Below are 12,358 nucleotides of genomic sequence, written 5' to 3'. Positions count from 1 at the left end.
TGACCGTCAACGTTGGTGACCCTGCTGTTCCAACCGAAGTTACAGGTATTATTGCAGAGCTTGATGCAACCGATACTGCTGGAAACTTTATCGTTGTGAACCTGAATCCAAACCCTACCGGTGGCAACATGACATGGGAAATTTCTTGCTCTGACTATGATGCAGAAGGAAATTCTCGTGTTGATGGCTGTACTGAAACAGCATTAGTCACTGCAGTACCGGCAGCCTAATTTGATTTTATTGGTGCTTGAACTTCAAGCATTCTAATAAGCAAAAAGGGTATCATGTTCACTCTGATACCCTTTTTTTCATCAAAAGAACAGGTAGCACCCATCGGCCATGCTGCACCATTCCCTAGCAACCTTGCTGTTGCGCGACAAGATCGTCCCCGAGGCAGCACTGACTAGCTGCAGCGAGTACGCATGGGAATCAAAACAAGCCTTTACCACCATTGCCCTCGAACGGAAATTACTGAATCCGCAAGAACTTGCTGAATACTGTTACCAACGCTCCAATATCCCGATGCTGGATTTGGATGCCTTCAATATTGACGCTATTCCAACTGAGCTAATCAACGAACGATTAATTCGCAAGAACCATGCAGTGCCGCTGTATCAGCGCGGCAACAAACTCTACGTAGCGGTCTCTGACCCCACTCGCATTGAAACGCTCGACGAGTTTCAATTCCGCACCCGGCTTGAAACCGAAGCCGTACTCGTTGAAGAGCACAAGCTACAAAAGCTGATTGATAAGGTACTGGAAAGTGAGAGTGCGTCGCTGGGCCTTACCGAAGCAGACGAACAAAGCTTACGTGACATGGACACCGGCGAACGGCCAGATACCAATGCCGGCGCGGTTGAAGCAGACGTTAAAAATGATGCACCAATCGTTATCTATATCAATAAACTGCTGCTCGATGCCATCAAGCGCGGCGCCTCAGATTTGCACTTTGAACCCTACGAACAAGAATATCGGGTGCGCTTTCGTATTGACGGTATCTTGCAAGAGATCACCCGCCCTGCAATTGGCTGGGCCACGCGTATAGCCGCACGTTTGAAAGTTATGTCGCAGCTTGATATCGCCGAGAAGCGCGTACCACAAGACGGCCGTATCAAACTGCGTATTTCTAAGCATAAATCTATCGATTTTCGGGTGTCTACGCTGCCCACCCTGTACGGTGAAAAAATCGTAATGCGGATTCTCGATGCTAGCGCGGCGATGCTCGGTATCGACTCGCTCGGTTATGAACCGGAGCAGCAGAAACGCTACGAAGAAGCACTGAGCAAACCACAAGGCATGATTCTAGTGACCGGCCCGACTGGCTCGGGTAAAACTGTATCGCTCTATACTGGTCTGAATATTTTGAACACCCCAGAGCGAAATATTTCTACCGCTGAAGACCCGGTGGAAATTAACTTGATGGGTATTAACCAGGTACAAATTAGCCAAAAGGCCGGTTTGACCTTTGCCGAAGCTTTGCGCTCATTCTTGCGTCAAGACCCTGACGTGGTGATGGTGGGTGAGATTCGTGACTTAGAAACCGCTGAGATTGCCATCAAGGCGGCCCAAACCGGTCACTTAGTGCTATCAACCTTGCACACCAACTCTGCCGCCGAAACTCTGACGCGTTTGATGAATATGGGTGTTCCGGCTTATAACATTGCCGGTTCAGTGACCTTAATTATCGCGCAGCGTTTGGCCCGCCGCCTCTGTAATGTCTGCAAAGAACCTGAACACATTCCAGAACAAGAATTATTGAAAGAAGGGTTCACTGCTGAGCAGATTCCAGAGCTGACGCTCTTTAAAGCGGTCGGCTGCGACATGTGTACCAATGGTTATAAAGGGCGTACAGGTATTTACGAAGTTATGCCCATTACCCCAACCCTCCAAGACCTTATAATGAAGAGCGCCAGTTCTCTGGACATCGCTAAACAGGCACAACGCGAAGGCATTCATTCGTTACGCCAATCAGCACTAAGAAAAGCCGCTGCAGGTGTGATAAGTTTAATGGAAGCCAACCGGGTCACAAACGCTTAGGATTATAATAAATGGCGACCGCAAGCAAAGATAAAGTCATTCTGGAGTTTGAATACACCGGCTTAAACCGCAAGGGTGCTAAGGTCAAAGGCCTGATGCGCGGCGAAAACGAAAAACAAATAAAAAGTCGACTGCGCGATCAAGGTATTACGCCAAAGCAAATCAAGAAAAAAGGTAAATCTCTGTTCGGTGATAAGAAAATAACCGGCGGCGATATTGCCCTATTTACGCGTCAAATCGCTACCATGTTGACCGCTGGTGTACCGCTGTTGCAGGGCTTGGAAATGGTCGCCAAAGGCACCGATCACCCAAAAGTTCGGGCCTTGATGCTGAATATTGCCAATGAAGTTGGTGCTGGCTCGCCGCTCGCGGCAACGCTGCGCAAACATCCTGATGTCTTTGATGACCTCTATTGTGACTTGGTCGATTCGGGCGAGCAGTCAGGCTCCTTAGAAAATATCTATGACCGTATCGCCACATACCGCGAAAAATCAGAAGCACTAAAAGCGAAGATAAAAAAAGCCTTGGTCTACCCTACTGCGGTTATTGTGGTTGCATTAGCAGTGACAATTATTTTGCTGATCTATGTGGTACCGCAGTTTGAAGCAGTATTTCGAGATTTCGGTGCGGAACTTCCGGCGATCACCCAGTTTGTAGTGAATCTGTCAGAAATAGTGCAGGCATATTTTCTCTATGTCCTGGTGGCATTGGTTGCTGCAGGCTGGTTGTTCAAGCGTGCCTACGCCAAAAGTCTAAAACTGCGCGATAAAGTCGACATTATCTCGCTAAAAGTGCCGGTGGTTGGTGACATCTTAAATAAAGCCGCTGTAGCGCGCTTCGCCCGCACCCTATCTACCACCTTTGCCGCCGGTGTGCCGCTTATCAGTGCTTTAGAGTCTGCCGCTGGGGCAACCGGTAATGCGCTCTATCGCGACGCGGTTTTACAAATGCGCGATGAAATCAGCTCCGGTATGCAAATGAATGTGGCCATGCAAAACGCCGATTTATTCCCCACCATGGCCACCCAAATGGTCTATATCGGCGAAGAAGCAGGTGCTCTAGACGATATGCTGGCGAAGGTTGCCGATATTTATGAGCGCGAAGTGGACGATTTGGTGGATAACTTAACCGCACTGCTCGAACCGATGATCATGGTGGTTATCGGTATCTTGGTTGGTGGTTTGATTGTCGCCATGTACATGCCGATCTTTAGTCTCGGTAAGGTGGTTGGTTAATGGCTTGGTTCGAACTCTATCCGGCCTATAGCTGGTGGGTAACTGCTTTTGGTACGCTTTTCGGTTTGGTGGTCGGTAGTTTTTTAAACGTGGTGATTGGGCGCCTGCCGGTGATGTTGCAACGCCAATGGCAGACCGAATGCGCAGCGCTCACCGATAGTTCGCCAACCACTGCACAGCAACAGCCTTTCAACTTAGCGGTGCCCAATTCGCGCTGCCCAAAATGCGATCATGCGATTGCTTGGTATGACAATATTCCAGTGCTCAGCTGGCTGCTATTAAAAGCCCGTTGTCGTAACTGCAATACACCAATTTCGGCGCGTTACCCGCTGATTGAACTCCTCACTGGTGTGGTGTTTGGGCTGCTGTGCTGGAATTTTGGGATCAACGGTGAATTTCTGATCTGGTGCCTATTTGCAGCGCTGCTCATCTGTTTGTTCTTTATCGACCTCGACCACATGCTGTTGCCTGATCAGCTCACCTATCTATTGCTGTGGCTCGGCCTCTTGTATGCGCTGTTAGGTGGCGCAGTGCCACTCACCGATGCGGTGATTGGTGCAATGGCCGGCTATTTAGCGCTATGGAGCGTCTACTGGGCGTTTAAACTGCTCACCGGCAAGGAAGGTATGGGCTATGGTGATTTCAAGCTGCTAGCGGCCTTTGGCGCATGGTTAGGCTACACGTTGCTGCCAGTCGTGGTGATTGCCGCGGCAGTAAGTGGTGCGGTACTAGGAATCATCTGGCAACGGCTGCAACGTGAGCGCCAAGGCCAACCGATACCATTTGGGCCGTTTTTAATTTGTGGTGGCGTGATTGCGCTGCTATGGGGCGAAGCTCTGTTAGCTAGTTACTGGCAGTGGCTGCTGCGCTGATGTACGTGGTGGGCGTGACTGGCGGTATCGGCAGCGGTAAAACCACCGTCACGCGACTGTTTGAGCAACTTGGTGTGGTTGTGGTCGATGCTGATGTGATTGCTCGCCACATTATGGACCGTGGTAGTCCGGCTATGCAGGCGGTGCAGCAACGCTACGGTGACCAGGCGCTGCACACCGATGGCAGCCTGAATCGCGCGTGGTTACGAGCGCATATTTTTGCTCACCCCGAGGAAAAGGCCTGGCTCAATCAACTGACTCATCCGCTCATTCGTGAGCAAATTCTGGCGCAATTACAGGCGGCGAAATCGTCTTATGTCATATTGTCAGCGCCGCTGTTGATCGAAAATGGCCTGCAGCAGTTCTGTCAGCGCGTGTTAGTGGTCGATGTTGATGAAGCGACCCAGTGTCACCGAACCGCTAACCGTGATAACGTCAGTAGTCAACAAGTCAAAGCGGTTATGGCGGCACAAGTCAGCCGTGAAAAACGACTCGAGCACGCCGATGACATCATCGATAACCGCGGTGATGTTGGCAATTTGCAACCACAAGTACAACAATTACATCAGCTTTACCTGCGACTCGCGTCGCAGTGATTGCAACCTGCGGTTTTACCGCTATGATAGAGCCTATGATCGATCACAAATCTGCCACAATTGTGTATGAATACCCGCTGCTTGAACGGGTACGTACCTACCTGCGCCTCGAACATTTGCTCGGTGTATTACAACCGCAGGCTGCTGTGGCTGCTGACAGCTACACGCGGTATTTCAATGCACTCTTTGCCATTCTTGATTTGTGCGAGCGCAGCGATGTACGTACCGATGTACAAAAAGATTTAGACCGTCGTAAGGTACAGCTCAAAGCTTGGTCGCGTCACCCCGAAGTAAACCAGCAGCAACTCGCTGAAACCGCTGAACGGGTACAACAGGCGTGGGCAGCCATGCAACCGATTAGCCGCGTTGGTAGCAGCCTCAAACAAGACCGTTTGTTGAGTGTGATTCGTCAGCGCTTCGCCATGCCCTGTGGCACCTGCAACTTTGATTTACCGCAATTACATTATTGGTTGCACTTGCCGCAAGCTCAGCGTGACGCCGATTGTCAGCGCTGGTGGCGCGAGTTTGAGATCTTATTTAACGGGCTGCAATTAGAACTGGAATTATTGCGTGGTCAAGCGCGCTTCAAACCGGTGGTTGCGCCCGGTGGTTTATTACAAGAAAGCACTGAGCCGCTGAGTTTACTGCGCTTAGAAGTGGACAAAGATTTACCCGCCTACCCGGTTATTAGCGGCCATAAACAACGCTTTAATATCCGTTTCTTGCGCTATGAACCGGCCGATGGCCGCGCTTCATACGATGGTGATGTGAGCTTTAATCTGGCGATGTGCCCGTAAGCATACTGACAATATCGCTATTAGCCTGCGGAAACTCATAAGCTGCTAGTTCATGCGCGGCAACCCAGCGCCACTCTTGCCCTTCAGCCTGACCAATCGCACCGCTGAAGGCTGTCACCCGCCACACATCCAGTACCACCTGCTTATCGGCATAATTGTGCTGCACCACGGTAAATGGCGTGGCCGCCTGCACCGTGATTTGGCATTCTTCGAGGAGTTCACGGCAAAGTGCCGCATAGACGGTTTCCCCAGCCTCTACTTTGCCACCGGGGAATTCCCATTTACCGCCTTGATGCAGATGATCAAGGCGACGACTGATATAAAACTGACCGTCGGCGTTTTCAATTACGCCGACCGCTACATGCACCCGGCTAGATTTTTCCATGGCATTGTTTGTACTTTTTCCCTGAACCACATGGGCACGGGTCATTACGCCCAACCTTCACGGCTTCAGCGGCGGCAGCTTGGCCGAGGCTATTGGCACCGCTGGTGGCAGACGCCTCATGCTCGAGTTGCTGACGCATAGCTGCGGCTTGCGCGCGGCGCTGCTCTTCCACGGCCTCAACATCTTGCTCGGTGCGCACGCGCACTTTACACAGAATACTGACCACGTCGACTTTCAACTCTTCCAGCATATCGGTAAACAATTCAAAGGCTTCGCGCTTATATTCTTGCTTAGGCTGCTTCTGCGCATAGCTGCGTAAATGAATACCTTGGCGCAAATGGTCCATGGCGGCCAAATGCTCTTTCCAATGCGAATCTAAGCTTTGCAACATGATGGCTTTTTCGAACTGACGTAGGGTGGCTGCACCCACTTGCAATTCTTTATCTTTATAAGCCAGCTCTAATTGCTCAAGGATACGCTCACGCAGGGTTTCTTCGTGTAATTTATCGTCGTCGTCCAACCATTGTTGAATCGGCAGATTGATAGCGAAATCAGCGCGTAAACGCTCTTCTAAGCCAGGGACATCCCACATCTCTTCGAGCGACTGCGGTGGAATGTAATCGTTGATGACGCGCTCAACCACATCGGCACGGATATTGGTGATGGCTTCAGAAATATCGCCTTCGTCGAGCAATTCGTTACGCTGTTCGTAGATCACGCGACGCTGGTCGTTAGCAACATCATCATATTCCAGCAATTGCTTACGAATATCAAAGTTACGGCCTTCAACTTTACGTTGTGCATTTTCAATCGCGCGGGTTACCCATGGGTGTTCAATCGCTTCGCCACGCTTCATGCCTAAGCGCTTCATCATGCCAGCCATACGGTCGGAGGCAAAAATCCGCATTAAGCTATCTTCTAACGATAAATAGAAGCGTGATGAACCTGGGTCACCTTGGCGACCAGAACGGCCACGGAGCTGGTTATCGATACGCCGTGATTCATGACGCTCGGTACCAACAATATGCAAGCCGCCAGCGGCGACCACGGCATCGTGCCGAACTTGCCAGGCTGATTTAACTTTCTCACGCTCAGCAGCACTTGCCTCAGCGCCTAATTTTTCTAGCTCAACCTGCAAGTTACCACCCAACACGATATCGGTACCACGACCAGCCATGTTGGTGGCAATAGTGACCGCACCCGGCATACCAGCATTAGCAACAATATCGGCTTCTTGGGCGTGGAACTTAGCGTTCAGTACGTTGTGCGGGATCTTGCGCTTCTTCAACTGCGCCGACAGTAGCTCAGAACTTTCAATCGAAATGGTACCCACCAGCACCGGGCGCTGCAGCTTACGACACTCTTCGATGTCGGCCACAATCGCTTCGTATTTTTCTTCGGCGGTAATAAAAATCAAGTCTGGGCGGTCATCACGGATCATCGGCCGGTTGGTTGGAATAACCACCGTTTCTAAGCCATAGATTGAGCGAAACTCAAAGGCCTCAGTATCAGCCGTACCAGTCATACCGGCGAGCTTGTTGTACAAGCGGAAATAGTTCTGGAAGGTGATCGAAGCCAAGGTCTGGTTTTCGTTTTGAATCGGCACGCCTTCTTTGGCTTCCATGGCTTGGTGTAAGCCTTCAGACCAACGACGGCCTTCCATGGTGCGGCCAGTGTGCTCATCAACGATGATGATCTGGTTATCTTTGACAATGTAGTCAACGTCGCGATGGAACAGGTGATGAGCGCGCAAGGCAGCATTCACGTGATGCAATAAGGTGATATTAGACGATGAATACAGCGAGTCGTTTTCGCCCAACATGCCGCGCTCTTGCAGAATCGCTTCAATGTGCTCTTGACCATTTTCAGTAAGGTGCAACGAGCGTGATTTTTCGTCAATGGTAAAGTCGCCTTCACCGCGCTGCTCTTCGGTATCTTCTTGGTCTTGCTTGACCAGCAGCGGCACGATGTCGTTCATTCGCTTATACATTTCAGAGCTGTCTTCAGCAGCACCGGAAATAATCAGCGGGGTGCGCGCTTCATCAATCAAAATCGAGTCAACTTCATCGACAATGGCATAGTTTAAGCTGCGTTGTACCCGGTCTGCCGGGCTAAAGGCCATATTGTCACGCAGATAGTCAAAACCGAATTCGTTGTTGGTGCCGTAGGTAATGTCCGCTTGATAAGCAGCACGCTTTTCTGCTGGTTGTAGGCCTGGAATGTTAAAGGCCACGGTCAAGCCGAGGAACTCAAATAACGGACGGTTCGTTTCAGCGTCGCGACGTGCCAGGTAGTCGTTCACGGTAACAATGTGCACACCCTTGCCACTCAACGCGTTGAGATAGGCGGCGAGGGTAGCGGTGAGGGTTTTACCTTCACCCGTGCGCATTTCGGCAATACGATTATCGTTCAAGATCATGCCGCCAATCAGCTGCACATCAAAGTGGCGCATATTGAACACCCGCACACTGGCCTCACGCACAGTGGCGAAGGCTTCTGGCAGAAGGCTGTCCAAGCTAGCACCATCGGCAACGCGTTGCTTAAACTCGCTGGTTTTGGCTTTGAGTTGCTCATCGCTGAGTGCTTTGTATTCAGGCTCAAGGGCATTGATGGCGATGACGTGGCGTTGCAGACCTTTTAAAATGCGATCGTTACGGCTGCCGAAAATCTTACGGAATAGACTACCAAACATGAGAAATTTAAGTCCTGTGGTTATGACCGCGAGCGCTGCTTAGTTCGCTTCGCGGTATACATATTTATACGGATCGATCTGCTTGTTATTGCGCAATACTTCGTAATGGACGTGCGGGCCGGTAGAACGACCTGTACTTCCGAGTATCGCAATTTGCTGACCACGAGTGACAACATCACCCTCTTTTACCAGCAGCTCCTGGCAATGTGCATAGCGGGTTTTGAGACCACCACCGTGGTCAACTTCCACTAGCTTTCCGTAACCATAACGCTCGCCAGACCAGGTCACTACCCCGGCACCGGTGGCATAAACACCAGCATTTTCTTCTAAGCTGGCAAAATCGAGACCTTTGTGCATGGCTGGATTGCCATTAAATGGATCCTTACGCACGCCGTACTGTGATGACATCCACCCAGACTTAACTGGCCGCCCAGCCACATAGCTCTCTGCAGAGATATTGTGACTCATCATCACTGATTCAAGGATGGCCAGTTGTTTTTGTTTGTCGGAGAGTTGCGCCAGCATGGCATCAATAGAACTCATCAATGCCGCCACATCGGTGGCTGGTGCGTCAATAATAGAGGCTTCGGGCCCACCCATGGCATCGCCAGAAGTTTGACTGAAATTGAATTCGCCGTTATCCACTTCAGCCACTGCCGCTAAGCGCTGGCCTAAAGCATCTAAACGGCGCATCTGCGCCTGCATTTCACCCATATAAATGGTCATTGCAGTCAGCTTCTTTTCCGTTTCGTCACGAAGTTGGCGAACTGCTTGTTCTTGTGCGGCAAGGGCAATTTGCTCAGCACCTATATTCTGCCGAGCTTGCTCGACATCAAGGACTGCTGGTTGCCATGGTTTGCTCATAGCAATCACGCCCAGCGCGGTGAGACCGGCTAGCGATAGCATCCGACGGCGCGTTAAGCGCACGCCGAATTTAACTTTGGTGCCTCGATAGAAGACTGATAAACTCATGTAATCTCTCGTAGTGAAACTTCGTGATAACTATATGACCCGTCACCATGGCACGTAATCGACTGAAAACAACGCAACAGCTCATGGTTGGTCAGCAACTACGACATTTTGCTGACTTTACCGAGCAACACGCCCGCTGGCAACAGCTAATGTGCGCGGCGTTAACCGAGGTTCAGCTCGCGCCACTGCGGGCTCAGGTACAAGTGCTCAATATTCGGGCGCATACCCTTATCGTTCAAGTCTCATCGGCTGCTGTAGCGCAGCGAATCAAGACTGTGCAAGGGCGCATTATAACGCATTTTGCTGATGGCGCTAGGCTAGAGATTAACGCGCTCGATCTACGAATTCAGCCAAAACCGTCAAATTCACCAGAAAAGGTAGAGAAACTAGAAGTAAAACAAGACGATACAGTCAGCAAATTACGCCAACAAGCACTGCTGTGCGAAGAGCCATTGCGCTCGCAATTACTGGCTTTAGCCGATAAGTATGAGCAAAGCTAGGGCTTATAATGCCCTAGCTGGAATGCTGTTACCAAAGGCAATGGGCGATTTCGCTTTGGCTTGTTCGAAGGTGACAAATTCCCACGCGTCTTGGTTTTCTAGCACCGCACGAATCAACATATTGTTGACCGCATGGCCGGATTTGTATGCCCGCAGCTCACCCAACAGGGCATAGCCACACATATACAAATCGCCAATAGCATCGAGGATCTTGTGTTTGACGAATTCGTCTTCGTAGCGCAAACCTTCGCTATTCAAAATACGGAATTCATCCAACACCACAGCATTATCAAAGCTTCCACCAAGCGCTAAATTATGCGCGCGCAGTTGCTCGATATCCTTCATAAAGCCGAAGGTACGAGCACGGCTGATCAGCTTGACAAAACTGTTGGTGTTGAAATCAAGGCGCATAGCCTGATTGGTATCAGCAATGGCCGGGTGATTAAAATCGATGGCAAAGTCGATCAAGAAACCACCGTCGTGCGGCAGTAACTCAGCCCATTTGTCGCCATCTTCAACCCGTACCGGCTGTTTAATGCGGATAAACTTTTTCGCTGCCTTTTGCTCTTCAATCCCTGCGCTCTGAAGCAGGTAAATAAAGGGGTGCGAGCTGCCGTCCATGATCGGGATTTCATGGCTGTCGACTTCAATAATGAGATTATCAATACCCATGGCTGCCAACGCGGCGAGCAAATGCTCAACGGTTGATACGCGCACGTTATCGTCGTTGATAAGACACGTACACAGGCGCACGTCCTTGACTAGCTCAGGGCTAGCAGGGATATCGACTGGTGGGTTCAAATCCACACGGCGAAACACCAGACCGGTGTTCACCGGTGCCGGCCGCAGCGTGAGCTGAACCTTGTTGCCTTTATGCAGGCCCACACCAGTGGTTGCAATTGGCTGTTTAATCGTACGTTGTTTAATCATCGTTGCTTCTCTTCTTACAAGTCTTTTGACCAGCAAAAGGCGCAATAGTCTAGCAAATAATCTGCTAAACCGCAATAAACAGGTCTAACCACTAGTCAGCTTGACGGCGCAAGAACGCTGGAATGTCCAGGTAATCTAGGCCACCAGTCGGTGCGGCTTTGCTCTTCGGAGCTGGCGCCACTTCGGCTTCCTCGTGTTCTTCTTCCATTAACGGCTCTTCGACAATACGACGGGCCGCCGTACCGTTATCATAACCACGGTTGTAACCGCCGCTACGCATGCCAGCGCTGCTTGCTGAAGTACCACTCACCACACTGATCTCTGGCTTACGCTCAGCACCAATACCGGTGGCCACCACAGTCACGCGCAATTCTTCTGACATTTCGGTGTCGATAACTGTACCCACAATAACTGTGGCATTTTCTGAGGCGAAGGCTTTGACAATGTTACCCACTGTTTCAAACTCTTCGATGCTCATATCCATACCAGCAGTAATGTTTACCAATACGCCGCGCGCGCCAGATAGATCGATATCTTCCAACAATGGGCTGTTGATGGCCATTTCGGCAGCTTCTTGAGCACGATCTTCACCGCGCGCAATACCGGTACCCATCATGGCAGTACCCATTTCACGCATGACCGTACGCACGTCAGCAAAGTCGACGTTGATCAAACCGGTTTTGGTGATCAGCTCAGCAATACCTTGTACTGCGCCTAATAACACATCGTTAGCGGCACCAAAGGCGTCTAGCAACGAGGTGCTCTTGCCGAGTACTTTCAACAGTTTCTCGTTCGGTACGGTGATCAGTGAGTCAACATAACGGCTCAGCTGCTTGATGCCCTCTTCGGCATAGGCCATACGCTTTTTGCCTTCGAACGGGAATGGCTTGGTGACCACGGCAACAGTTAAGATGCCCAGTTCGCGCGCTACTTCAGCTACCACTGGCGCAGCACCGGTACCGGTACCGCCGCCCATACCGGCAGCAATAAAGATCATGTCAGCGCCTTGGATTTTGCGCTTGATCTCTTCACGTACTTCTTCAGCCGCTTGACGACCGATTTCTGGGTTGGCACCAGCACCTAAACCTTTGGTCACATCAGCACCTAATTGGATGGTGGTGTGTGCGTCAAAGGCACGCAGTGATTGCGCGTCAGTGTTGGCTGCTACGAACTCGACCCCTTCAATGTTCTGTCGAATCATGTGTTTGATAGCGTTACCGCCGCCACCGCCCACGCCGATTACTTTTATGACCGCATCGGTATCAAAATCATCTAAGATTTGAAACACGTTTGGTACGTTTTGTTCGTCAGACATGTTGTTCTCCTTGTTACCTGCTTAGTG

Annotated in this window: 11 protein-coding genes; 6 read left to right on the top strand and 5 right to left on the bottom strand. The window is 50.7% G+C overall.

Annotated features, from left to right (window positions below; all coding sequences use genetic code 11):
• Positions 1 to 339 precede the first annotated feature (339 nt).
• The 5 genes from pilB to zapD are packed head-to-tail and all read left to right on the top strand — an operon-like array spanning position 340 to position 5,537.
• Entirely contained in the window at positions 340 to 2,037 is a 1,698-nt protein-coding gene (pilB, locus tag EFO84_RS08605) for a type IV-A pilus assembly ATPase PilB (RefSeq protein WP_127347651.1), read from the top strand.
• 11 nt (positions 2,038 to 2,048) lie between these two features.
• Positions 2,049 to 3,272 (top strand): type II secretion system F family protein, encoded by a 1,224-nt coding sequence (locus EFO84_RS08600; protein WP_127347650.1) that lies wholly within the window; start codon positions 2,049 to 2,051, stop codon positions 3,270 to 3,272.
• Positions 3,272 to 4,144, top strand: a complete 873-nt coding sequence (locus tag EFO84_RS08595) for a prepilin peptidase (RefSeq protein ID WP_127347649.1) — start codon at positions 3,272 to 3,274, stop codon at positions 4,142 to 4,144. The genes EFO84_RS08600 and EFO84_RS08595 overlap by 1 nt, the downstream gene beginning before the upstream one ends.
• Positions 4,141 to 4,740, top strand: coding sequence for a dephospho-CoA kinase (coaE, locus tag EFO84_RS08590; protein ID WP_127347789.1), 600 nt, complete (start codon positions 4,141 to 4,143; stop codon positions 4,738 to 4,740). Before EFO84_RS08595 ends, coaE begins: the two co-directional genes overlap by 4 nt.
• A 35-nt stretch (positions 4,741 to 4,775) precedes the next feature.
• Positions 4,776 to 5,537: a cell division protein ZapD gene (zapD, locus tag EFO84_RS08585; RefSeq protein ID WP_164742413.1), complete on the top strand. Its 762-nt coding sequence runs from the start codon at positions 4,776 to 4,778 to the stop codon at positions 5,535 to 5,537.
• Here zapD and mutT read toward each other — a convergent pair.
• From mutT to EFO84_RS08570, 3 genes are read right to left on the bottom strand one after another with little or no spacing between them, the layout of a single operon-like run.
• Positions 5,515 to 5,922, bottom strand: coding sequence for an 8-oxo-dGTP diphosphatase MutT (gene mutT / locus EFO84_RS08580; RefSeq protein ID WP_127347647.1), 408 nt, complete (start codon positions 5,920 to 5,922; stop codon positions 5,515 to 5,517). The two genes, zapD and mutT, sit on opposite strands and share 23 nt — an antisense overlap.
• Positions 5,909 to 8,614: a preprotein translocase subunit SecA gene (gene secA, locus EFO84_RS08575; protein WP_127347646.1), complete on the bottom strand. Its 2,706-nt coding sequence runs from the start codon at positions 8,612 to 8,614 to the stop codon at positions 5,909 to 5,911. The genes mutT and secA overlap by 14 nt, the downstream gene beginning before the upstream one ends.
• A 39-nt stretch (positions 8,615 to 8,653) precedes the next feature.
• Positions 8,654 to 9,586: a M23 family metallopeptidase gene (locus EFO84_RS08570; RefSeq protein WP_127347645.1), complete on the bottom strand. Its 933-nt coding sequence runs from the start codon at positions 9,584 to 9,586 to the stop codon at positions 8,654 to 8,656.
• A gap of 47 nt (positions 9,587 to 9,633) precedes the next feature.
• Here EFO84_RS08570 and EFO84_RS08565 point away from each other — a divergent pair, with 47 nt between their 5' ends.
• Positions 9,634 to 10,086 (top strand): DciA family protein, encoded by a 453-nt coding sequence (locus EFO84_RS08565; RefSeq protein ID WP_127347644.1) that lies wholly within the window; start codon positions 9,634 to 9,636, stop codon positions 10,084 to 10,086.
• Positions 10,087 to 10,089: 3 nt separating this feature from the next.
• Here EFO84_RS08565 and lpxC read toward each other — a convergent pair whose 3' ends face one another.
• Complete coding sequence (gene lpxC / locus EFO84_RS08560) at positions 10,090 to 11,016, bottom strand: UDP-3-O-acyl-N-acetylglucosamine deacetylase (protein WP_127347643.1); 927 nt, start codon at positions 11,014 to 11,016, stop codon at positions 10,090 to 10,092.
• A 91-nt stretch (positions 11,017 to 11,107) separates the two neighbouring features.
• Positions 11,108 to 12,331, bottom strand: coding sequence for a cell division protein FtsZ (ftsZ, locus tag EFO84_RS08555; RefSeq protein ID WP_431355326.1), 1,224 nt, complete (start codon positions 12,329 to 12,331; stop codon positions 11,108 to 11,110).
• Positions 12,332 to 12,358: the final 27 nt, after the last annotated feature.

Origin of the sequence: Pseudidiomarina mangrovi, assembly GCF_003999375.1 — a bacterium.
In the GTDB taxonomy this organism is placed as follows: domain Bacteria; phylum Pseudomonadota; class Gammaproteobacteria; order Enterobacterales; family Alteromonadaceae; genus Pseudidiomarina; species Pseudidiomarina mangrovi.
Note: the sequence above shows the minus strand (reverse complement) of the source record. Positions and strands in the feature narration are given on the sequence as shown.